Below are 24,644 nucleotides of genomic sequence, written 5' to 3'. Positions count from 1 at the left end.
CTTTCGTGTTAGTTTAAGTTACTCAATGTAGGCTAAAATACACAAAATTTCACTGTGGAAGCAATGAATCTGACATATGAAAGCTGTGAAGTAGTACTTTTTTACTTGTTTTTATTTCTCATGATCGATTTTGTGATGTTTATGTTCTGTTTTATATCATTTTAAAAGAATATTGTTTACACATAGTAGAAGTTCAGTTATCTTATATTTGAACTAATGTACAAGCTTCATGAACAAATGATTATGAATTTAAAACATGGAGGTAGGTAAAAGATGCATGTTCTGCAAATGAAGAGGTGGCTCAGGTTGTTCCTGGCCATGGTTCTGCTCATCACAGGTGCTATTCCGGCTGGATTGTTCAGCAGTAAGGCAGCCGCGGCGGATGAGCCGTCAACGGTTGCTCAGGCGATAGCTCGCAGCAATGATGGATTACCGGGGACAGTAGAAGGATACGTTATCGGGTATTTTAACAATAATTCTAAAAACCAACTTCAAACCGAAGCTCCGTTTAGCGGAGGTAGTAATTTCGGACTTGCTGATACTCCAGGGGAAACGGATTTAAGCAAGATTATGTCTGTTCAAATTCCCAGTGATCCCTCAGTGCGGGACATATTTGGATTAAATAAAAATCCCGAGCTTTTTGGCAAAAAAGTCAGGATAACCAATGGAACGTTATCTTCCTATCTTTCTCTTCCTGGCCTCAAATACATTGACTCCACTTCAACAACCTTCCAACTAATCGATGAGACTCCTGTAACTAAAGTGGCAAACGTCACAGCCAATCCTGCTTCCGGCGCTGTTCCAACCGGGACCAAGGTGGCCTTGGAAACAACCACAGTCGGGGCAACGGTATACTACAAGCAGAATACGGACACTGATTATCTTCCCTACACCGTGCCCATCACGGTAAATGATGCAACTCATATTGAAACCTACGCAGTCAAAGAGGGGATCGACAATAGCGATGTTACCAGATTTGACTACACCATCGTCGACAACAGCCCTATTTCCATCTCTGATGCAAGAAAAGCGACTGAAAATACGACCGTTACCGTTCAAGGCATTGTAACTTACAGCGAATTATCCGGAAGTGTATTCAATCTGTATATTCAGGATAACGATGCCGGGATCGTTGTGCGCGGCAATGCTTCTGGTGTGGAAGTTGGAGACCGGATAGAAGCCTACGGTCCAATTACGATCTACAACGGCCTAGTCCAAGTTGAAGCAAGCAAATCCGGATTTCAGGGTGGCTATATTCGGACTGTCGAAAAGTCACAGGATCTACCTTCACCTGTATCGCTCAACTCATCCCATTTTGCTCCAGGTACGGGGGGGACTAAGGGTTCTGGAGGGCAGTATGAAGGGATGCTTGTCGAAGTAAACAATATTCAAGTGACAAAAAGCAGCTCTTCCACGTATACGGCGACAGATGATCATGGCGGGGAAATGCTGATTTATGCCAAAAACAGCCCATCTGCTCTCTCTGTTGGCAAATCGTATCATAAAGTGACAGGAGTCTTGACTTACCATTCCACTTACGGTCTGGAGTTGATTCCTCGAACGGCGTCGGATATTCTGGAAGATCTGCTCTCCGTAACAGCGAGCACACCTTCCGGTGGCATTGTAAAAGGAACGGAAGTTACGTTGACTTCTCCATATGTTGGTGCCCAAATTTTCTATACACTGGACGGTTCCGAACCAACTGTGAATTCAACGGAATACACACAGCCTATTACGATTAATCAAGATCAAATCATTAAAGCTGTTGCCACTGCGGATAGCAGAGTAAGCACCATTTTTTCTTTTGAGTATACTGCGGTGAATCGGGTGGATGGTGTACGTATTCACGAAATTCAGGGGGCAGGCCATTATTCCATTTATGATGGATTGAATGTACAGAATGTAGATGGGATTGTTACATCTCTAGTTAACGCAGATTCATTCTATATGCAATCCATTCCTGGTCAGGAAGATGGAGATCCAGCAACTTCTGAGGGGATTTTAATCTATAAGAAAGATCATGGAATGAAGGTCAAGGACCAGGTAAAGGTTGCCGGCAAGGTGAAAGAGTATGCAGCAAGTGCAACAGACCTGCCAACCACTGAAATTGTAGCTTCTGAGATTACGTTGGAACAACCCAATGTTGAATTGCCACAACCCGTAATCATTGGAAAAGGTGGCCGCGTAATACCGAATGTCATTGATTCGGATGGATTGAGCGAATTCAACCCCGATGTGGATGCCATTGATTTCTATGAAAGTCTTGAAGGCATGCGTGTTCAGTTAAATGATGCAACCATTCTTGGACCTTACTCCAGCAGTCCTGGATTAGCAGTGACAGTAGACAATGAACCTAATAAACCATTGAAGACTCCGGCAGGAGGGTTAATCTTACGTGGAGACGGAGCAGGAGAGTTTGAAAGTTCTCTAAATCCTCAACGCTTGTTTATTAACAAAAAACCTTCTCAAGCTGTGACCACAGGTGATAAATTTACAGGTCCGATTAATGGAGTGCTTTCTTATTCGGGTAGTAATTATAAAGTAAATTTGGAAGGCAGCCTGCCTGCCATTGTATCCAGTGGGTTGCAACAGGCTACGACGTCGATTGAACCGAACCAAGACAAGTTGACCATTGCTACGTTTAACGTGGAGAACTTCAGCAAAAAAGATGCGACACGTGGTAATAAAATCGGCAACATTATTGTGAACAATCTGAAAAGTCCTGATATCATCGGGATTATGGAAGTTCAGGATAACGACGGCGCAACAGATAGCGGAAACACAGACGCGAGTGAAAGCTTCAAAACACTTCTGGATGCAATTAAAAGCAATAATGGACCAGGCTATCAGTATACCGATATTGCACCGCTAAATAATATGGATGGGGGAGCAACCGGAGGTAATATCCGAGTAGGGTTCCTGTACAATCCGGATCGGGTATCCTTAAAAGCAGGTACCAAAGGTGATGCAATAACAGCGCTTGCCCTCGATGCAAGTGGCAACTTGTCGCTGAATCCAGGGCGCATTCAACCAGATAATGTTGCTTTTAAAACTTCAAGAAAACCGCTTGCGGCAGAGTTTGAATTTAATGGTGAACGTGTGGTTGTTATCGCTAACCATTTCAATTCCAAGGGTGGAGATTTAGCCCCATTTGGAAATGTTCAGCCTGTAACCCGCAGCAGCGAAGTGTAGCGTGCGCAGCAAGCGACAATTGTCAATCAATTTGTATCCCAATTGATCGACAAAGACCCTAAGGTGAATGTCGCTGTTCTTGGCGACTTCAATGACTTCCAGTTCTCCAAAACATTGAATATTGTTGAAGGTAATGAACTGGACAATCTGGTAAACAAGCTGCCAGAGAACAAGCGTTATTCCTACATCTATGACGGAAACTCTCAGACACTGGATCACATTCTGGTGAGCAAAAATCTGTCCAAAACTGCGGCGATCGAAGCAGTTCATGTGAATGCTGATTTCGAAGATTCCCATGGTCGGGTCAGTGACCATGATCCGCTGCTCGCGCAGCTGAGCATTGGAAGCACGGCAGAAGAGGGAGACTTCAACCTGCGTGTATTGCACACCAATGATACGCACGCGCATTTGGATAACATCCCGCGCCGCGTAACAGCGATTAAGGAAACACGTAATGATAACACCCTGGTGCTGGATGCAGGGGACGTATTCTCGGGTACATTGTACTTTAACCTCTTTAACGGTCTGGCGGATCTGGAGTTCATGAACATGATCGGATACGATGCCATGACCTTTGGAAACCATGAGTTTGATAAAGGCCCAAGCGTACTCAAGACATTTATTGAACAAGCAGAATTCCCATTTGTGAGTGCCAATATTGACTATACCAAGGATGCGAGTTTGGGTAGCTTGTACAACAGTACTATCGGAAATCCAGGCGAGAATTCCCAAATCTATCCGGCTATTATCACGGAAGTAAACGGCGAGAAAGTCGGAATCTTTGGCTTGACGACACCGGATACCGTATCCCTGTCATCACCGGGAGATGATCTGAAGTTTAAGGATTACAAAGCAAGTGCTCAGGCGACAGTGAACATGCTGCAAGATGAAGGTATCAACAAAATTATCGCGCTGACGCATTTGGGTTACTCGGAAGACCTGAAACTGGCAGAAGCGGTAGAAGGCATCGACATCGTAGTAGGTGGTCATTCACACACCATTCTGAACAAACCGGTGGTTGTAGATACACACACCGATCCTACGCTGGTCGTACAGACAGGAGAATATGACGTTTCCCTGGGTCAACTGGATGTCACGTTCAACGAAGCAGGCGTACTGAAAACATGGAACGGCAAATTGCTGAACCTGGATGCGAAGGATGCCACCGGTAAGTATGTTTACACAGATGATCCGAATGCAAAAGCGAAGCTGGCAACCTATGCGAAACCTCTGGAAGAGTTCAGAAAAACAGTTATCGGTAAAACGAATGTATTCCTGGACGGAGAACGTAACAGTGTTCGTAAAAAAGAAACGAATCTAGGAAACTTCGTGACAGACGGCATGCTGGAGAAAGTGAAATCCATTGTTAAGGAAAACGATGTCAAAGGATATGTCGCCATCCAAAATGGTGGAGGCATTCGGGAATCGTTCAAGCAGGGAGATATTACCCTGGGCGACCTGCTGGCCGTAATGCCATACGGCAACAACCTGTCTGCGCTGAAAATGACAGGTAAGGAAATTACGGCTGCGCTGGAAAATGGTGTGAGCGGCGTGGAAACAGGAGAAGGGCGCTTCCCGCAAGTTTCAGGCATGCGTTTCTACTACGATTCCACGAAGCCGGGAGAGAAAGTTGATGCCATATCTAATACGGTGACCCAAGTCGGTCAACGCGTACTCAAAGTACAGATTAAGAATGCCAATGGTACGTACACGGATATCGATCCAAACGGATACTACATCGTAGCGACGAACTCGTTTATGGCTAACGGTGGAGACTTTTATCGTTCCATGAGAGCGGCGAAGAATGACAACCGGTACTATGAACTGAATCTGGTCGATTATGAAGTCTTCCATGAACATCTGGACCGGGTAGGTACGGTAAATCAGACAACGGAAGGACGTAGTACCGATCTGAAGGGAGCTCCACTTCCGGGTGATGGGAATGGAGGCAACCCTGGTAATGGCGGTGGAAATAATGGAAGTAATCCGGGCAGTGGTAATAGTGGTGGAGGTACAACGACACCAACCACACCTGTAACACCAACGGATCCAACCCCGCCGAACACGCCTACAACTCCTTCCGTCCCTGGTAATGGGAATGGTGGCGGTACTATACCAACCAATCCGGGTGTGATTTTGAAAGATATCGGCAATCACTGGGCGGCAGCTGCCATTGAGCAGGCCATTTCCCGGGGAATTGTAAATGGATATCAGGACGGTAACTTCCGTCCAAATGCACCGGCGACTCGAGCCGAGTTCATTGTAATGCTGGCAAGAGCATTTGAACTTCCGGCCAGCAGCAAGGCGTTGACGTTTAAGGATGCCTCCAAAATTCCAGCATGGGCACAATCCTTTATTGCTCAAGCTGTAGAACAAGGGATCATTAGTGGCTATACGGATGAGACGTTCCGTGCATTTGGCAAAGTATCCCGTGTAGAGATGACGGTTATGCTCGTAAGAGCACTCGGACTTCCAGTTGAATCGAATGCCACATTAACCTTTGCAGATGCAAATAAAATATCTGCATGGGCCGTGCCTTATATCGCGGCTGCATATGATGCAGGGCTGGTGAAAGGCACAGGCAAAAACTTGTTTAACCCGCTCTCTGAAGCAACTCGTGCTGAAGTTGTAACGCTGTTGATGTCAGCGAGTGAGTTTCAGGCGAAGTAATAAGACGAGTCAATCTTCCTATGAAAAGGAAGCCAAAACCAGTTTAACCTGAATGCTAAACTCTTTTACTCTAAGGAAAACAGCTTGCAGACCTACATCTGCAAGCTGTTTTTTACTAATTAATGACTTTTCATTTTTACCAGAGGAAGGTATAGTAGACAGGATTATATTGAAGGAGGGTTGACATGCAAGATCAACCGGTTTTAATCGCACTATTGGCTATTGCCGCAGGGATTTTCAGTTTGTTGGGTGGAATCAACAATTGGGATTGGTTTATGAAGAGTTTCAGAGCAGGTCTCTTTGTGAAAACGATTGGACGTCAGGGTGCAAGAGTGGTGTATGGGCTTTTTGGTATTGTGCTGATTACGATTGGCGTATTATTGCTGCTGATTGGATGAGCGGGAAAAAGAAAAGAAATTTGCAGATTGTGAGTACATAATTCAGTTTCACAGCCTTTAATGTAGAAGATAATGATTAGTACGTTTAGCTTTATGCTTGAGATTTTCGAGACAATTTTCTAAGGAACTCAGAACGCCTTATTTTGCCTTCAGCTCTTCTTTTTACAAAGTAAGGAACATGAGACACGCTATTTACTGAATTGCCTGACAAAAACACTGCAAACGACTGTTTTATTCTGATATAGCGTGTCTCAGGCGCTTTAGATTTCTGGAATTGCGTCATATCCTTGAATAAGACGTCTCCGATTCGTTAGCACTTGCACTTGCTTTGCTCCAACCGCCAGTGTGAAGCTGACCCTGGATTCGATCCGGAGCGGACCTTTTCATTGAAAGGGAGAAAATCCACTTTAACGGAACTTCAGGTACATTCAGGCTTTCATTAGGTTTGGAGACACTCCCAAGTAAAAGTTACACTAAAAAGACCACCGAAAAAATTTCGGTGGTCTTTTTGCCAAATTCAGGTTTATCCATCTCAATCTGGTTTAATTATCTTTTAAATCTTCAATGGAATTGATGTCCATATAGGTTGGTACAACCAGACCTGTTTTGGCACCGTCCATATTTGGACCGAGATCATCGATCTGATCCTTGTACTTGTTATAATAATCGGCAGAGGTGAGCGGCAACCATGCCGCTGGAGTTGCATCTACATCACCATTGGCAATGCCGGTCCACATTGGACCGATTTCCACTTGAAGGGAGGTTACTTTGTAACCCAGTTTCTCTTTCAGGATGTACTCCAGCAAGTTGGTACTTGCAATCTCGGAGTCCCAGGCTACGTAACTCAGTTTAATGGAATCTCCATTCACCGGGGTCAGACCTTTGGTCCATTCAGCCACTTTGTCGCTATGTTTCTCGGCAAAAGCTGCTGCGGCTTTTTGGGGATCTTCTCCGTTTTGAATGGCGACCATGATTTCACCCATATCCTCAGGTGTCCATGAGAAGCGATCCAGGAATTCATAAGCGACAGGTTTGTCTTCCTTCAACCCTTTACGGGCAATGGTATGAATTTGTTCTGCTTCGCCGTAGACGCCTTCCGGATCGTCCAGGTATTTCAGGTCATATGCGTTGAACATCCAATGCGGTGTCCAACCGGTAACGATAACCGGTTCCTTATTCTTAACGGCTTTATCCAGTGTAGCTGTCATTGCGGCTCCTGAACCTTCAACCAGTTTCCAGTCAGACAAACCGTATTTCTCAATGGCACTGGCTGTGGATTTCATAATTCCGGCACCTGGATCGATACCGATAATTTGATGATTCACTTCATTTCCCACATTGGCATTCGCCGATGGAGTAGAGGAAGATGCACCTGTTTCCAGATCTGCTATCGAATTAACGTCTGTCATGTAGGCAGGAACAACGAGCCCTGTGCGTACACCCGTCATATTGGCTCCCAGATCATCCACCTGGTCTTTGTAACGTTCCCAGTAGTCAGCATGAGTTAATGGCAGCCAAGCTGCTGGAGAGGCATCTACGTCGCCTGAAGCGACACCTGTCCACATAGGTCCAGCTTCAACTTGCAGGGCGTTCACTTTATAGCCAAGTTTGCTTTCCATGACATATTTCAACAGGTTGGTACTTGCAATCTCAGAATCCCAGGCTACATAGCTAAGTTTAAATGCATCACCGTTAACTGGCGTCAGACCTTTGGTCCATTCGTCAATCTGGTCTGCATGTTTCTCAGCGTAGTCTTTTGCGGCTTCCTCTGGTGATGTACCATTCTGGATGGCACTCATCATTTCGCCCATTTCATCTGATGTCCATTGGAAACGGGACAGGAATTCATAAGCAACCGGGTGATCCTCTTTTAAGCCTTTACGTGCGATGGTGTGAATTTCTTCTGCATCACCGAAAGATTTTTCGGGATCATCCAGATATTTTAGATCATATTTGTTGAACATCCAGTGTGGAGTCCAGCCTGTAATAATGATCGGTTGTTCCGCTTTAATGGCTTTGTCCAGCGTGGCAGTCATCGCTGCACCAGATCCTTCAATCAGGGTCCAGTCCGTCAGATGATAATCTTCGATGGCTTTGGCAGCGGACTTCATAATGCCTGCACCCGGATCAATACCAATGATCTGATAATTAACTTCTTCACCTACAGCATTCGCTGGAGTGTTGTTACCGCCGGCAGAAGTACTGTTGCCGCCAACAAAGTATTGTGAGAAACCAGCTACGAGCACAACGAATGTTGCTGCAGCAGTAATCCAGGCTTTTTGTTTCGCTGAGAAGCGTGAGCTTTTCTTGCGGCCTGGCATAAACAGATTTTGAGTGAAACGGTCAAGTACGATCGCAAGGACCACGACAGCTAGACCTGCTTCAAAACCTTTACCAATCTGCAGCTGTGTTACCGCACGATAGACTTCCGCACCAATACCCTGTGCACCGATCATGGAAGCAATAACAACCATGGACAGCGACAGCATGATGGTTTGGTTAATCCCTGACATTACGGTAGGCAATGCGAGTGGAAGCTGCACTTTGAACAACTTTTGCATGGACGTAGAACCAAAAGCATCCGCTGCTTCGACCAGTTCGCCAGATACCTGCTTAATTCCGAGGTGAGTCAGGCGAATCGTTGGTGGAATCGCGAATATAACGGACGCGATAACACCGGGAACCACACCAAGGCTGAAGAAGGTTACTGCTGGCAGCAAGTAGACAAATGCAGGCATGGTCTGCATAAAGTCAAGCAATGGTGTAATAATCCGGGCTGCAGTTTTGCTGTATGCGAGCCAGATACCGATGGGAACACCAAGCAGAATGGAGATTAATCCTGATGTAATAACGAGGCCCAAAGTATCCATCGATTGGGACCAATATCCGAGGTTATCTACAAGCAAGAAACCGATAACTGTAAACAGGGTCAGTGGTATTCGGCCAACAAGATATGCCAATACACCAAGGATTACAATAAAGAGGAGCGGATGGGGGAGCATGAACAGCCCGGAGAAAAATCCGACAACCTCCTGAATAACAACAGAAATGACTTTAAATAATCCGGAGAGCGAGGAGCTCATCCAGTCAACAATCGCTTCAATCCACGATGCTAGTGGTATTTTGGGAATCATTCGCAAGTTCCTCCTTTACTGCAACTTCACCGCTTAGTGCTCCAAGCAGGGCACCGCGGACGATAACACCTTGCAGACGGCCAGTTTCGCCAACAACAGCGAGCGGCACATGGGCTGAACTTACAATTTCGAACAATTCATGAATCAGGGTTTCGGGCGACACAGTCGGCCCATCCGTGATCAGAATGTCGTTCAACACTTTGTTTTCGCGCATCGCGCGGGTTGCATCTTCTGCTGTAATAACACCAAGCAGCTTTTTCGAACGGTCAATGACAAACAGGTTGGAAATACCACGTTCGCGCATTAATTCGAGGGCAACACGAGGACCACGGTCAAGCGTAATCGTTTCCGGACGTCGCATAACATGAGATGCGGTGAGGACCTTGGACAAGTCCACGTCTTCGACGAAGCGGGCCACATATGAGTTGGCCGGTTGAATCATGATTTCTTCCGGAGTACCGATCTGCACGACTGCGCCGTCTTTCATGAGGGCAATACGATCGCCGATGCGCAGCGCTTCGTCCAAGTCATGGGTAATGAAAATGATGGTTTTTTTCATTTTATCCTGAAGCTCAATCAGCTCATCCTGCATATCACGACGAATCAATGGATCAAGTGCACTGAATGCTTCATCCATTAACAGTACTTCCGGGTCATTCGCCAGCGCACGGGCCAAACCTACACGTTGCTGCATCCCGCCACTCAGCTCATCTGGCATTTTGTCTTCCCAGCCTTTAAGGCCAACCAGTTCAAGCGACGTTTTTGCTTTTTCCCGACGTTCATCTTTATCAACCTTTTGAACTTCGAGTCCATACTCCACATTATCAAGAACGGTACGGTGCGGGAATAACGCAAACTTCTGGAATACCATGCTGATCGTTTTCCGACGCACTTCGCGCAATTGTTCTTTGTTCATCTTACGTAGATCTTTACCATGGACAAGAATCTCTCCCGATGTCGGTTCAATCAGACGATTGAACATTCGAACAAGTGTAGACTTACCACTTCCGGACAGTCCCATGATGACGAAAATTTCACCTTCCTGAATTTCCATGTTGACCCGGTTGACACCAACCGTTATCTGTTTTTCTTTGGCCAACTTTTCTTTACCCCAACCTTGCTCCAGTAATTGTAGACCTTGCTCGGTTTGGGGGCCAAACAGTTTACTTACATTCTTTACTTCAAGTATGGTCATGTTTTCACCCCTTCTGATGTGTTGTGCACTTCGAACGGCTTTCAGCATCCACAAGCCCATACACTTGTGCGCCCAGCCACGAAATCCGGTAATCGTTGCTTCGCTTCCCGTCTTTCTGGGTAACGTTTTGTATTCTAACAATACTTAACCCGTATAGCAACCGAATAAACAGTACATAATGTTTGTACAGTAAAAACTGTACGAAGTTTTCCGTCCATATGCTCCGTCATTCTCCTTATTCTGGCTAATAAGACACCTTTACATTTGATATCGCTTTTCCTACAATAGAAAATGTGCTGAATCTAAGCCGTTTTTTTTGGTTAAAAAATAGTCGTAGGCGTTTGCAACTTGGTAGAGAACCCATGAAATACATGGGGTAACCTAAAGCCTGTTGGCATATAGGATGTCCTGCCGGATACTTTCCCATGTAAGCCGGATCTTAAACCGTTGCAATTATTTTGCCGAGACTGGGAATGTTCAGAATGGAGGTTGCAAGCATGAGCTTGGACCATTTACAAGAGGAACAGCAGGCAACCGTTCTTAGAATCCGTAAACGCGTCATTGAAGCCATTGGGCGTAATATGGATCTCTACGGCGTTACGCTGTCCACGGGACACTTATATGGATTGCTTTTTTTTGCAGACAAACCTATGACCCTTGATGATATGGGCCGGGAAATGGAAATGAGCAAAACGAGCATGAGTACCGGCGTACGTACACTGCTGGATCTAAAAATGGTGAATAAAGTATGGAGCAAAGGCTCCCGGAAAGACCTATATGAAGTGGAGTATGACTGGCATCAGACGTTTACGGATTATTTTGTGATTAAATGGAGAAAAGCCGTGGAGAGTAACCTTCAGGTACTGCGCAAATCCGTTGATGAAATGAATCGTTTGATTGCTGACCTGGATGAACAAGGAGATGCTGAGCTTCTTCACATTCTTAAGGAAGACAAGCATAAAGTGCTTCAAGCAGAGGCCTATTACAAATGGCTGGATCGCTTGATTGATACCATGGAAGATGAAGAAATATACAAATTGGTTCCGAAGGAAGAGATCAAGGAACATGAATAACAGCAACGCAAAGGGCCCTTTCCGAATTGGAGAGGGCTCTTTGGTCTTAGGTTGATTATGCACATGTACATTTATAATGAAGAAAAACACATGCTTTACAATTGTCCGATTAATCCTACACGTGATAAGGTTACAAGTTGCTGAACGATCTGTTCCAGTTCGTCCATGATCTGATGGCGTCCGCTTGGGGTCCAGGATAATACAGACCAATTAGATATATCATGTACGTTACCTTTCAACACGGCTGGAGAGCGATTCCAGGCTGTAGTTTGTTTCATACGCCGAAGCTGTTTCTCACTGGCAGGCGAATTGGTGACGCGATTCATGAACAGATGATCCGTGTCCAGCATGGGGATGCTATCTGCCGCATACTCATCTGTCATTAAATCTGTAGACATGATCTGTGCAGGTTTTAGTCCGAGTTCACCGTAGATAAGGCGATTCAATGGATGCTCGATAGTTTCCTGGAGCCGGATAGACTGATTCGTAACCTGCATAAGCATAATACGTTCTTGCCCGAAATGATGCTTCAAACGCAGCCCAACATCAAGGTTGCGAAGCTCAAGCTGTTTGAAATTTTGCAGAGCCTGCTGCTCTCGTCCGACCAGTTCAGCCAAGCGTAAGTGATTTTCTTTCCAGTCATCGGCCTGATCCAGGATAACCGTAGGTGCAATACTTTTGAGCTGATCGTAGAAGGGTTTATGATAAAAATCACCGATAATCAGGTCCGGCTTGGCCTGACGTAATTTCTCCAATTGCGTAGCCAGCTGCTGCTGCTGCTCGACTTCATCAAGCTCCCGATTATGGCATCCGTCCATTGCAGCTACGGGTTGTAATCCGAGCGAAGAGAGATTCTCATGAAGTTCAATCCTGGACGCAGTAGCCACGCGAATGTGGTCTTTTTTCATATATAGGCTGGGTGCGATCCCCAAGGTTTGTTTGAATTTGCGGCTAAAATAGTATTCATTGCCATAGCCAACAGATACGGCGACGTCTTTGAGTTCACATGACTCCTGCTTGAGCTGTTTTTTGGCCTCGTCGATCCGTAAGCGATTCAGATAATCGGTAGGTGACATGCCTTTGGCTTTTTTGAAACTGCGAGAATAGGAACTAGGTGTCAATCCGGCAATTTTGGCCAGTTGATCCATGCTGATACCTTCACTCATGAACCGCCTCATATACATAATGCTGCGTTCAAGCGCCGGATCGACCTTCTCATAATTTTCTTCAAGCCGGTTCTCCGAGAGATACTGCAAAAGCTCGTGCAGCTGGCTATGTATACTGATAAAGTGATCAGGGTGAACGCCGCGATAGGCTTTATATAATTGTTCAAATCGTGCTCTGACTTGTTGGTCGTGACGAACCATCAGTCTGCCTGTCTCCCAATCAAGCGGGAAAGCAGAGGAGGAGGAGGAGGACATTATCCATTGGCCGTGCACTTGCTGTAAACATACCGTATCCATACTAAGTATTATAAACTCCGTAACAGCCGAGCGTGCAGCCGCTTCAATTGTTGTTCCTGGCTTCAGAACATAGAGTTGATGGGCTTCGGCGGTATAGACTGTATCGTTCAAGACCAGGACACCGTCTCCTTGTAAAATAAGACAGAGCATGGGCCGGGACACCGTCTTGCCTTGCACACGGAAATGCTCCCCGCGCCGTACACGGCACATGGAAGAGAGGAGCGGCAGAGATGAGGTTTCAGAAATGAAGGGAAGCTGTTCAGTCATACGGACCATCCTTTTGTCTTATTTTCTTAATGATAACAATTATCATTCTCATATGGAAGATGTTTTTGAAAAATAGTTTTGGACATGAAAAAAAGAGGATACCCAGAGCCGTGATGGCTTTAGGGTTATCCTCTTTATTTGAAACAACAATGTTAAGTTAGCTATAAGACTCTATAAGAACTATTCCCACATGTGTGGCTTAGTTTGGCACGACCAGAAGGATATCATCCAGGAAAACGTCGCTTAGCACCTTTTTGCCTGAGCCATTGGCTTGCACATGATACAGGCGATAGACATCATTAGCGTTGATGTAGAACATGCCCGGAACATCGTCATGAAGCTGGAACGTTGCCCATTCCTCTCCAGCAAGCTTGGCTACTTTGAGGGCTGTGCTCACGGAATAAAGACCATTTGTACCGGATAGATACGCAATAGTTGGTGTTCCGTTGGTCAGCTGAGCAGTTACGAAAGTGACACTGTTCAAATTCAGGTTGGCAGACTTGGATACCTTGTTTCCAGCGATGGTTTTGGCATATGCCTTTTTGTCTGCATCCACAACGACAACCTTATCCGTACCTAGCGGACTTACCTCCCGGATGCTCTTACTATGAATCTGAAGCGTTTTGCCAGAAGTGGTCAATGCAAAGGCTTTGCCTGTTGAATAATCATAATCCTTGTTGCTGTCCAGCTTGATGCCTTTGTTATACACATACAGATTGTTGCCCCAGCCGCCGGCATAAACAGCGTTTACGTCCAGCTTTGCTTTGGGATTAACAGCTGTACCTTTGCCTGTAGTGTAGTTTACCTTGTACATGATAATGGCGTTGGTCGAGTAGTACTGCTCGTATGGGTCAGTGTTTACCATCAATTGCAGTTCGTTTTTGGCCTCGTTCATAAAATAACGACTTTCTACTGCGCCAGCAGCAATCCGCTGTACGGCTCCGCTGCCATTGGATGCCTTGGAAACGATCCATGGGTTCCCATTAACGAGCCCATTATAGTATACACGGCCTTTCGTTACGGCGAGCAGCGGGAAATCCGTATCTGCTTTGTCTGCAATTTTGGTGGCAGCGGAAGCTTCGCTATTGCCATTTGCACGATAGATCGTTCCTTTGGAATCCATATAATAGATGAACCCATTATCCGTAAAGTAGCTCAATACATCTGTCGCATAGGTTTCAGCAGAATCACTTGAACCATCATTAGGAACGCGAAGCAGCGTTGTGGAAGACTCGGAACGGGTGTAATAGAGATAGGTTCCCGCCGCAGATAGACCCTCTCCTTCAAAATCAAGCAATACCTCTGTGGTTCCGCTTCCGTCACCGGATACTTTGTACAATACACCATCGGACTCATAATATACCGTAGTTTGGCCGAGGGAAGCTGCATGAGCATTGGCTCCGCCTCCAAGCATGGCTGCCGCGATCAGTGTGAACAGCAGCAAGGAGCAGACCGTGCGTTGCATGCGTGTAGACCATTTGTTCATAAATCAATCGTCACCCTTCTGTTTATGTATGTAAGTAACACATTATCACCTTACGTTATATCGGTAAACTATGGAAAATATGTTACACATCTCAGTCGGATAAAATGGACAGATATGAAATTGAATTTCATTAAAATAGCTCTCTTAAATACATCTGCGTATGCTGCTGCCAATCCCGCTCAAAAGCATTCCAGAAGCAATATGAGCGGGATGCCATCTTAAATCTGACTTTCAGCCAGCTGCTGGCGACTGTTCCACAAGGTGACCAGACGAAGCAAAGCAAAACTGATGAGCAGAAGCACCGCTCCGACCAGAAGTAACATAAGAGGACTGATAAGCAGCATGCCGCTCGCCTGACCGGCGATCAGGGCAAGCAATGGAAGAACGACCAGTCCTCCGAGTTGATAGGCCTCCTGAAATCCACGCACCTTCGCCGAGATTAGTACATTCAACAGAATGACCACAAGACTGCACGCCGGAACAACCCACAGAACGAGAATGATCCAGTTCAGATTGGGAAACATCCATGCCCCGAACATGGGATACATCAGGATATTGGCAATGATGCCGTAGATCATGAAGGTAATCCAGGATAACAGCAGGGAAGGAATAAGGGCGGCTAACACCTTGCCTTTAAACAACGTATCCATACTCATCGGAGTAAACAGAAGACCTTCCAGAGTCTTGCGCTCCTTCTCGCCTGCAAAACTGTTGGCCGTTAGAATGCTGGATGCCATCACCGGAATGATGAGAAACAGGGGCGCAAACATGTACAAGGCGAGGTAATAAACAATACGGTGGTTATCCGTAGGCATCGAAGCAAGCTGTGGAATCCGCCCGGCATGGGTGAGGTTATCCAGCGTATCAAGCAGGAAGCTCATATTGCCGAAGGAAGAAAGTTCCATCCTTGAAGCTGTCCAAATGAGTATCCCTGGCATAATGATCCCGATAACCAGCGGAACGATCAACATAGGCAGCCAGAGCTGCACGCTGGCTGTGATGGCTCGAATATCTTTGAGAACAAGTGCACGTATGGCTTGTCTGTTATTCATGATGGTGTGCCTCCCTAATGGCAAAATAAATACTTTCCAGATCGCTGTCCGTAATCCGGGCCTGATAGACTTGTCCACGCTCGGTCAATTGTCGCAGCAACAACGGAATATCTTCACGGGTTTGAAGCTGGAAAACGGCTTTGTTCGCGGAAACTGTCTCCGGTGTATACCCACCCACCGTTTGCCAGCCATTTGGCATGGTCGCTTCAACTTCAATCCGGGGTGAGGTCAGGTATCGGTTGACGATCTCCTGCTCCGTACCCTCCTCAACCTTGCGCCCCTTTTCCATGAAAATATACCGATCACACACGGCCGATAGCTGGGATAACACATGAGACGACACGAGAATCGTCATATGTTCCTCCTGATTTAGCCGACGAATGATTCGGAGCACCATCTGAATCCCGTCCGGGTCAAGCCCATTGGTTGGCTCATCCAGAAAAAGAATGGAGGGGCGGTGCAGCAGCACCCGCGCTAGACCTACGCGCTTTTTCATACCTGTGCTGTAGGTGCCTACTTTTCGATGTTGATATTCCTGCAATTCGAACAGTTCCACGAGCTCGTCAATCCGTGCTTTGGCATGTTGTACATCGAAAGCTTCAGCGAAAAAGATCAGGTTGTCGCGCCCACTCATATTTTCATACAATCCGCTCTGTTCGGTTAATGTGCCGCATATGGCGAGTACGTTCTCTGTCTCACGGAAGGGATCAAGGCCGTTAATGCTCACTTGCCCACCCGAAGCACCGAGAACGCCGTTCATGATGCGGATCAGGGTGGTTTTGCCCGAGCCGTTGGGACCAATCAGCCCGGTAACGCTGCCTTGTTCAACCGTGAAGCTGACATCGTTCAGTGCCTGATGCACTTTAAATTGCTTGGAAATGTTGCGAACTTCAATCATATATATTCACCGTCCGATCTGAGTTTGGAGATTATACGTCCAGATGAGCTATATCGTTCAAATGGTGGGCCAGAAAATAACACTTCTCCGTCTTTAGTCCCAAATGTGAGCAGCAACTTCACCCTAAAGTCCGGCGAAATCGGGTCTAAGGTTTGTTTTCACTATGGTTTATACCATGTATTCTGGTTAAAAGGATGCAATATCCCGTTTCATTGCCATCCATAACGTGGTAATTAGACTTAAGGCCTCTTACATATCATGAATGCCTGAATATTCATCTAACGCCGGTCTTGGTTAGCCAAGGCCGGTTTGACGTCGTCACTTGGCGTATCCATCTATGGAGCGTCTCATGTCTTGTGAGTACATAACTATTTCGTCTAACACATCATACGAACACTTCCAAGTAGGAAACATCAGATGTGTTTGGACCAGAGGAAGGTGAGCGAAATGACAGCATCCAATGAATATCGCTTCCAGGTGAATCTAAGCGGTATGATCCAGATTTTATCGAACCATCTCTACAGCAGCCCTAAAGTATTTTTACGTGAATTAATGCAGAATGCGACGGATGCTATTACAGCTCGAACAGAGGCGGAACCGGGATTCCAGGGTGAAGTACGTGTGGAACTAACCGGAACAGGTGAGCAGTTGACCATGATGGTGGAGGACAACGGCATTGGTTTGACGGAAGCCGATATCCATGAGTTTCTCGCGATGATAGGTCAATCCTCGAAGCGTGGGCAGCAGGCCTTGCTCGATGGAGAGACTTCGTTTATCGGGCGATTCGGGATCGGATTATTGTCCTGTTTCATGGTGAGTCATGAAATCGTCATGCTGACGCAATCCGCGAAGGGTGGACCTTCGATGGAGTGGCGGGGTAAGCCCGACGGTACGTATACGATTCGTCAATTGGATACACAGTTGTCTCCGGGAACGAAAGTATATCTGCGCTGTACGCCGGATGCCGCCCATTACTTTGAAACGGAATATGTGAAAGAAGCCCTGTTCTATTATGGAGCGCTGCTGCCTTATCCAGTCCGCTTGCATAGCGATGGAGTTCAACATATTGTCAATAGCCAGTCACCGATCTGGTTGATGGAGCCTGAGCTTGCACGTGGACGCCGAGCGGAGGTGCTGGCTTTTGGTGAACGATTGCTTGGAGAGAAGTTCCAGGATTTCATCCCACTGACGACGGCTTCAGGCCGTACAGGAGGTATAGCCTTTGTTCTGCCCCATGCTGTTAATCTGAATGCCAAGCGTTCTCACCGGGTGTATCTGAAGCGAATGCTGATCTCGGAGAAGGCGGAGAATATTTTGCCGGATTGGGCCTTCTTCGTGAAATGTCTGATCTGGACAGATGAGCTTCAACCAACAGCTTCACGGGAACATTTTTATGAAAATGAAAAGCTGGAAGAGGTTCGCTCCGAACTTGGCGATGCCCTTCGTAAAGGATTGGCCGACATGGCTGAGAGCCAAACGGAGCGACTGCAGAAGCTGATTCGCCTGCATGCGCTGTCGATGAAGGCACTGGCTGTGCAGGATCAGGAGTTCTACGCCATGATTCACCGCTGGCTTCCGTTTGAAAGTACCCGCGGCCATCGGGAACTGGGCGAGTTGATGAGCGAAGGAGAAACGTTGTATTTCACGACCACGGTGGATGAGTATCGCCAGATTCATCATGTCGCGTCAGCCCAATCGATGATGGTCATTAACGGTGGATACATCTACGACAGCGATTTGATGGCCATGCTGCCACTGGCGGTACAGCATGTACAGACGCAGCGGCTGCAGCCGGACGAGGTATCCATGAGTTTCATCGATGTGCCGCCGGCTGAACGAAATCAGTATTATGATGCCCTGCGCCTTGCTGATTCTGCTTTGCAACGTTTCCGCTGCCGTGCAGAGGTGAAGGGCTTCAAGCCAGCCGATTTGCCGGTGCTGTTCACGCTCTCGCAGGAGTCTTCCACGCTGCGTGCATTGGAAAAAGCAAGTGAGGAGAGTACAGAATTATTCTCATCTGTCCTAGGATCATTGTCATCCGGCATTAGTTCGGCAGGTTATTCGACCCTGTACCTGAACATCAACAATCCAATTATTCAGCGGGTCCTGACTTCACCGGATGCCCAAATGACTCCGATTGCCATTGAGATGTTATATGTCAACGCGTTGATGATGGGACATTATGCGATGAATCGGCAGGAGCTTGAGGTGTTGAATCAGGGCATCGTTCGTTTTATTGATTGGGGTTTGCGTGCGAATACAGATCGTAAGGGGGATGCCTGATGAAGACCGAAATGGATTTTGAGGATCTGATGGATGAGGCCTATGGCCTGCCTAATGGAACAGCGAAGCTTGGTATGCTGGAGGAAGCGGCAAGAGTCGCTGATGTGAATGGTATGGAGGAGGAAGCATACGAAGCACGTTCAGAGATTGTGGAGACCGCGACATTTTGCGGTTATCCGATGAAAGCACTGATTGCTTTTTCCTGGCAGCTAGGCAAGTTTGATCAACAGCCTGAACGCTATGACGAAGAAACGTTAATGTGGTCATATAAATGGATTTTGGGTGAACTATCCAGCTTCCCGGAAGTGTCTCGCGTTAAAATGATGGAGCTGCTGGAGGACTTTGGACGTCGCTTCAAATCATTTGGGTACAGTGAACGTTCGTATTGGTATTATCGATTCCGCATATCTATGGATCTTGGCGAGCTGGAGGAGGCAGGTACCAGCTATACGAAGTTCAGAAGTATGGATCGTGACTTTATGAGTGATTGTGAAGCCTGTGAGCAGGACGAGATCATGCGCTACTGGTTATTGGTAGGTGATGATGAGAAGGTATTGGAAGCGGCGAAGCCCATTTTGAAAGGGCGAATGAGTTGTGCCGAAATTCCGCACCTGACCTTATCAGAGATTTTGATGCCACTATACCGGCTTGGCAGGATTTATGAAGCTGACAAACATCAGGCGAAAGGCTATCGCATGATCAAAGGACATAATGATTTCGTTCAGAGCTTTGCTGAGCAGATGGATTATCTTGCACGCACGAACCCGGCGAAGGGCATCGATGTTCTGGAAGAAAACATAGTGCTCGCGATGGAGCATGAAGATCCGTTTGCCAAAATGATGTTCTATGCCAGAGCAGCACAACTGCTGCACCGCTGGGCTGACGAATCTCCAGGATACCGATTGCGGCTTCCTGCTTCTTTCCCCTATGAAGGAGATCCAGGAGATTTGCCTAAACTGGCCGACTATTTTGCGGCTTATGCCAAAGCGGCTGCAGATAAATATGACCAGCGGAATGGGAATCAGCATGTCTCTTCTATGTTAAGCGAGGTATAGTCAGTATAATTCCTAAAGCGCTGATAACGAACTCAGCAAATCTTATTAGACAGTATGATGTAGGATATTATCGGACGGTACTCCTAAATGTCACTGCGCTAAGCAAAACAGGCTTGTTCAGAAGAAGGGTTATCCTCCTTTGAACAAGCCTGTTTATCGTTTTTATACCGTGAATATGATGTTGGTATTCTGATTATTCAGGAGTCACGGTTGCAGGCGCGGTTGTATCATTGGCAGGTTCCTCGTCTGAGGAAGTTTCCGATTGCGGCTGCTTGGTCATCAGGTCAGCTACGATCTTGTCGGTTGGCTGTGTAAAAAGCTGGTACATAATCGCTGCTTCTTCTTGGCGAATCAGTGGTTTGCGGGAGAGGAAATCGACTGATCCATCCTCCAGCACCTTCACTTCTGGGCCATGTATGCCTAGCTTCACCATCATCTGGATCGCAGGCACAGCCCAGGCATCTGTCTGCCCGGCCAGCTTCACATCCTCGAACAGTTCGTTCGGATATTTCAGCTGGAAAGTTCTCCAGATCATCACCATGGCTTCCTGACGTGTGATGACCTGATCCGGTTTGAACTGTTTCTCATCCGCACCTGTGATCATGCCGGATTCATAACCCAGCTGAATGTAACCGGCAGCAGGGTGAGTTGCCCAGTCGGTATCCGCAGGTGGCGTCGTTTTGCTGGCTTTCAGCCCGCTCATTTTAAGGACATCCTCAATGAATTCAGCCCGTGTAACGGCATTTTTGGGTTGAAAAGCTTCATTTGCATCATTGCTATAGTATCCAAGGGATTGTAATCCATAGATGGCTTCAGCATAAGGACTATTCGCCTGGACATCCCGGAAGCCTTGGGGTTTCTGCCCTTTTTTCTCATATCCGAACGGGTTGAGATAAGGTTCTTTCATATAGATGGTTCCATCAGCATTTTCCTTGAACGCCGTGAACTGGCCTGTTAATTCATCCTTGAAGAGATGATCTTCAACCTGAATCAGGGTACGTGAGCCAAGAAAGACGTCGGAAATGCTTAATTGTCCGGGTTCTTTGCCGCCATCTTTCAGGGAACTGACAATGGTGCTCAGTCGCAGGTCCGCGTATAGCCCCGCGAAGCGTTGCAGCTCATCCGCAGTTTGAGGTGTATAGTCCTTGAACTTGACGGGCTCCGCATATTGCGGGAAGAACGTTTGGATAAAGGCAGGATAGAAGAGATTACGAAGTGCTCCCGTTTGGTTGTAAGTAAGGAAGACACCTGTGTTATGCTCAGGAATAAGGAAGAGATAAGAGCTGAATCCGATTAGGTCGCCAGCCTTGGTGATAACTTTGGAACTGCTGCCTGCACCCGGAAGCTGAAAAGCAGCTTCAAATCCATACGTGGTATTGGGTAGCAGCGGATGAATGGAAGAACGGTATTGTTCCATGCTTTTTACCGTAGATTCTTTCCAGATACGTTCGTTATCCTTCACACCATCATTCAGGAAAGCAATCATGAAATTCCCGATATCCTCTGCCGTTGAGAGCATGCCGCCTTGAGGCATAGGTGCTGGGGAAAGGGTGTACAGGTCAAGTGGATTATGGCCCGCATCATAGGCAGTTGCAAGTTGGTTTTTGAACTTGCCGTTCAGCATGAAACTGCTGTTATCCATACCCAGAGGTTGGAAGATATGCTGCTGCATATACGATTCAAACGGCTCGCCGCTCACATTCTCCACAATCATGCCAAGCAGCAGGAAGGCGAAGTTGTCGTACATGTAGGCGCTACCAGGTTCTCGAACCACAGGTGGCATATGTAACTTGGCATAATCCTCCATTGATACACTTTTGTCAAAATCATCATGGATGTCTTCCTGCTGCGGGTCGCGAATCTCGAATCCGGTGGTGTGTGTGAGCAGATTCTCTACCGTTACAGGTTTGTCAAAAGGATTATCGAATTCCAGTCCTTTCACATAGGTCTGAAAATCAGCTTTCAAATCCACCTTGCCTTGCTCTACGAGCTGCATGACAGCGGCTGACGTGAATGTTTTGGAGACCGAGGCGATACGGAAGGTGGTATTTTTCGGATCAACGGGCTCTTTGCTCTCCAGATCGGAATATCCATACCCTTTCTCTGCCACAACTTTTCCATCTTTGACAACGACTACGGAAGCACCAACATATTGGGCTTTCGCTTCGGGGGAATCAAAAAATGTATCCAGAAAGGCTGTCGCGGACTCCGTTGTCAGCGCTGTCGCTTTCCCTTTTTCATTGACCGCAGCAGGTGCGGTCTCCGCTTGCACGGCGGGTGCCCATAGACTGAGGGACAGGACCAACGCCATGAACGCCCCCGTTATGGAGGTGAGCCTGAAGCGGGTGCTTCGATTGGATAAATGCATGCAAACACTCCTTTTAAGTAAATTTTTACAAAATCACATACTCTTGTATACTACAGCTCAATTGAGAGACAGGTTTCACAATTTTGGGGAGATTTGTTTTTTAATTTATTTACTTGTCACAAATAACGGGTTCAGGTGCGTTATAGAGATATTGGGAGAAAGGAGTGGACGTATTGAAACGTACCAGAGAGGGATGCTTTCTGGATGCCGGGGAAGCAGAACAGGTTGTGCAGCGTGTAAAAGCCGGAGACCAACAAGCCTATGCCGAACTGATCAGAGCATATGAGAGGCAAATGTATACATATTGTTACGGCATACTAAGCAATCGTGAGGAAGCGGAGGACGCACTCCAGAACATTTTTATAACAGTTTATCAAAATATCGGACAGTATCAGGCCGGGACTTCATTCACCTCCTGGCTGTATAAGGTCGCCTACCATCACTCCATTGATTTGATCCGCAAACGCAAACGCTGGAATCGGCTGATCGCTTCGTGGAAAGAACATCAGCAGCAGTCCCCTCAACCACACGAGACAACGCTTGACGAGTTACTGATGCATTTGACTACCAAAGAGCGAAATCTGGTGATGCTTAAGGTGGTGCAGCAGTACAGTTTTGAAGAAATTGGTCAGATTATGGATATGAAACCGGCAACCTTGCGCAAAAAGTACGAGCGTCTTCGGAAGAAGTTGGTCCAACATAACAAGACAAGGAGGGGGATCAGCCATGACGAATCGTATGCAAAGTGAGATGGAAGAAGCGGATATCTTACAGGAAATTAGTGATGCTGGTTTGAATCTGGGTATGCCTGCTGGTGGATACAGCGATCGCATCATGAAGCGGTTGCAGGAGGAGGCACGAAATAACAGGTTGAAACTGCCCGGCAAGGTTCGGCGTCCTCACTTCGCTCGAAGAATGATTGCTGTGACTGTAGCAAGTGCTATGTTGTGTGCAGGGATTGTTGGCAGTGGTTTTGTCTCCCCCGTGATGGCTGCCGCGTTGCGAAACATTCCAGTTGTTGGCGGTCTTTTTCAGGATGTCGGGAAAAGCGGGCTGAAAAAAGCATCCGAAGCAGGGCTTACAACGGTTCCTGAACAACAAGACGCACAGGATGAGATCACGATAACGATCTCGGAGGTAGCCTATGATGGCATCCGGTTAAGTATGGCTATTGAGCGGGAAGGCGCGGAGGGTCTGAACATGGTTAATCGGGACAGAGTAGAGGAGCATCCGGCCAAAGGGTACCTTGGATATCCCGAAATGTACCTTGGAGATACGAAGATAGGCTACCGGACAAGAACCTTGAATGAGATTGCCAGCACGGATCAGGCCGGTAAGGTCGGGTTTAGCGATAAGATTTTAATAGCCGAATTCGAAAATCTGAGCAGGACTGACGGCGGGGATATCCCTGATGATTTTGAGATGCGGGTTCTTATTCCGGTCACCGGGATTGAGCAGCCGTATGAATTTGTGATTCCGGTCAAGAAGATGCTGAATGGCATCACGCTCAGCCCGGAGAAGTCGCAGTCCAATGACGAATTCGCTTATACGGTTCAAAAGGTAATACTCACCCCGGCGATGACCAAGCTCATCGTGGACACAAAAGGCTTTGCCCCGGATGCAGGTCCTTTGCCCAAGGGGCACAAACTCAGTGCTGTTCATTTTGAGATCATCAATGAACAGGGCGAGGGCGTTGAACAGGAATACACCACATTTGAACATGGACTTCCACCAGTGATGTCACATTCAGAGGAAACCTATGCTCCCTTTGACCAGCGACCCAAAAAACTGATCATCAAGCCCTATGCATTTATTATTGGCAGTGACTGGCTTCCCGTTCTAGACGAAAACGGCAACGATTCAAAAGTGTATTACGATGATCTTGAACTGAAAATTGATGTCAAATTGTAATTGCAGTCTATCTACAGAGGAAAAAAAGGATTGTTCCATCGTCATCAAGTAGACATTGACCCGCGAGAGGTCACTTTTAGCAAAGTGTACCTCGAACGGGTCAACGTTTAGAAGATGGGGGAAGGTCCTTTTTTTATTGTTTAACGTTAGTGAGAATTTTTAGGACGAAGCGAGCTCATTCCCGTATTAAGGTGTCCTC

Annotated in this window: 15 protein-coding genes; 8 read left to right on the top strand and 7 right to left on the bottom strand. The window is 46.8% G+C overall.

The window, feature by feature from the left end:
• The first annotated feature begins 273 nt into the window (after positions 1 to 273).
• The 3 genes from HW560_RS31650 to HW560_RS31640 all read left to right on the top strand — a co-directional run bounded on the left by HW560_RS31650 (position 274) and on the right by HW560_RS31640 (position 6,260).
• Entirely contained in the window at positions 274 to 3,192 is a 2,919-nt protein-coding gene (locus HW560_RS31650) for a DUF6359 domain-containing protein (protein WP_179265538.1), read from the top strand.
• 63 nt (positions 3,193 to 3,255) lie between these two features.
• Positions 3,256 to 5,862: an S-layer homology domain-containing protein gene (locus tag HW560_RS31645; protein ID WP_179265537.1), complete on the top strand. Its 2,607-nt coding sequence runs from the start codon at positions 3,256 to 3,258 to the stop codon at positions 5,860 to 5,862.
• Between the two features lie 185 nt (positions 5,863 to 6,047).
• The gene (locus tag HW560_RS31640) at positions 6,048 to 6,260 is read left to right on the top strand and encodes an immunity 17 family protein (protein ID WP_179265536.1); all 213 of its coding nucleotides are present in this window, start codon (positions 6,048 to 6,050) and stop codon (positions 6,258 to 6,260) included.
• A gap of 542 nt (positions 6,261 to 6,802) precedes the next feature.
• On the opposite strand, the gene HW560_RS31635 is transcribed toward HW560_RS31640, so the two are convergent.
• Both HW560_RS31635 and HW560_RS31630 read right to left on the bottom strand, forming a co-directional pair.
• Positions 6,803 to 9,394 (bottom strand): glycine betaine ABC transporter substrate-binding protein, encoded by a 2,592-nt coding sequence (locus HW560_RS31635; protein WP_090894342.1) that lies wholly within the window; start codon positions 9,392 to 9,394, stop codon positions 6,803 to 6,805.
• Complete coding sequence (locus HW560_RS31630; RefSeq protein WP_090894345.1) at positions 9,360 to 10,589, bottom strand: quaternary amine ABC transporter ATP-binding protein; 1,230 nt, start codon at positions 10,587 to 10,589, stop codon at positions 9,360 to 9,362. Before HW560_RS31630 ends, HW560_RS31635 begins: the two co-directional genes overlap by 35 nt.
• 497 nt (positions 10,590 to 11,086) lie before the next feature.
• Between HW560_RS31630 and HW560_RS31625 the strand changes: the two genes are divergently transcribed.
• The gene (locus HW560_RS31625; RefSeq protein WP_179265535.1) at positions 11,087 to 11,662 is read left to right on the top strand and encodes a GbsR/MarR family transcriptional regulator; all 576 of its coding nucleotides are present in this window, start codon (positions 11,087 to 11,089) and stop codon (positions 11,660 to 11,662) included.
• A gap of 95 nt (positions 11,663 to 11,757) precedes the next feature.
• Here the strand turns inward: HW560_RS31625 and HW560_RS31620 are convergent, their stop codons facing one another.
• The 4 genes from HW560_RS31620 to HW560_RS31605 form a co-directional block, all read right to left on the bottom strand.
• Positions 11,758 to 13,392: a helix-turn-helix domain-containing protein gene (locus HW560_RS31620; RefSeq protein WP_179265534.1), complete on the bottom strand. Its 1,635-nt coding sequence runs from the start codon at positions 13,390 to 13,392 to the stop codon at positions 11,758 to 11,760.
• Positions 13,393 to 13,591: 199 nt separating this feature from the next.
• On the bottom strand, positions 13,592 to 14,878 hold the full coding sequence (locus tag HW560_RS31615) for a DUF5050 domain-containing protein (protein WP_090894352.1): 1,287 nt from the start codon (positions 14,876 to 14,878) through the stop codon (positions 13,592 to 13,594).
• Positions 14,879 to 15,096: 218 nt separating this feature from the next.
• The gene (locus tag HW560_RS31610) at positions 15,097 to 15,930 is read right to left on the bottom strand and encodes an ABC transporter permease subunit (protein WP_090894354.1); all 834 of its coding nucleotides are present in this window, start codon (positions 15,928 to 15,930) and stop codon (positions 15,097 to 15,099) included.
• Positions 15,923 to 16,828 (bottom strand): ABC transporter ATP-binding protein, encoded by a 906-nt coding sequence (locus HW560_RS31605; protein ID WP_090894356.1) that lies wholly within the window; start codon positions 16,826 to 16,828, stop codon positions 15,923 to 15,925. The genes HW560_RS31610 and HW560_RS31605 overlap by 8 nt, the downstream gene beginning before the upstream one ends.
• Before the next feature lie 447 nt (positions 16,829 to 17,275).
• On the opposite strand from HW560_RS31605, the gene HW560_RS31600 reads away from it, so the two are divergent.
• Both HW560_RS31600 and HW560_RS31595 read left to right on the top strand, forming a co-directional pair.
• The gene (locus HW560_RS31600) at positions 17,276 to 19,111 is read left to right on the top strand and encodes an HSP90 family protein (protein WP_179265533.1); all 1,836 of its coding nucleotides are present in this window, start codon (positions 17,276 to 17,278) and stop codon (positions 19,109 to 19,111) included.
• Positions 19,111 to 20,166 carry a hypothetical protein gene (locus HW560_RS31595; protein WP_179265532.1) on the top strand — a complete coding sequence of 352 codons (1,056 nt, stop codon included), beginning with the start codon at positions 19,111 to 19,113 and terminating at the stop codon, positions 20,164 to 20,166. Before HW560_RS31600 ends, HW560_RS31595 begins: the two co-directional genes overlap by 1 nt.
• Before the next feature lie 193 nt (positions 20,167 to 20,359).
• Here HW560_RS31595 and HW560_RS31590 read toward each other — a convergent pair whose 3' ends face one another.
• The gene (locus HW560_RS31590) at positions 20,360 to 22,534 is read right to left on the bottom strand and encodes a serine hydrolase domain-containing protein (protein ID WP_179265531.1); all 2,175 of its coding nucleotides are present in this window, start codon (positions 22,532 to 22,534) and stop codon (positions 20,360 to 20,362) included.
• 173 nt (positions 22,535 to 22,707) lie between these two features.
• On the opposite strand from HW560_RS31590, the gene HW560_RS31585 reads away from it, so the two are divergent.
• Both HW560_RS31585 and HW560_RS31580 read left to right on the top strand, forming a co-directional pair.
• Positions 22,708 to 23,283, top strand: a complete 576-nt coding sequence (locus HW560_RS31585; protein ID WP_179265530.1) for an RNA polymerase sigma factor — start codon at positions 22,708 to 22,710, stop codon at positions 23,281 to 23,283.
• On the top strand, positions 23,261 to 24,445 hold the full coding sequence (locus HW560_RS31580) for a DUF4179 domain-containing protein (protein WP_179265529.1): 1,185 nt from the start codon (positions 23,261 to 23,263) through the stop codon (positions 24,443 to 24,445). The genes HW560_RS31585 and HW560_RS31580 overlap by 23 nt, the downstream gene beginning before the upstream one ends.
• The last annotated feature ends 199 nt before the right edge of the window (positions 24,446 to 24,644 follow it).

The organism is Paenibacillus sp. E222 (assembly GCF_013401555.1).
In the GTDB taxonomy this organism is placed as follows: Bacteria; Bacillota; Bacilli; order Paenibacillales; family Paenibacillaceae; genus Paenibacillus.
This window is presented reverse-complemented; position numbering and strand designations above follow the sequence as displayed.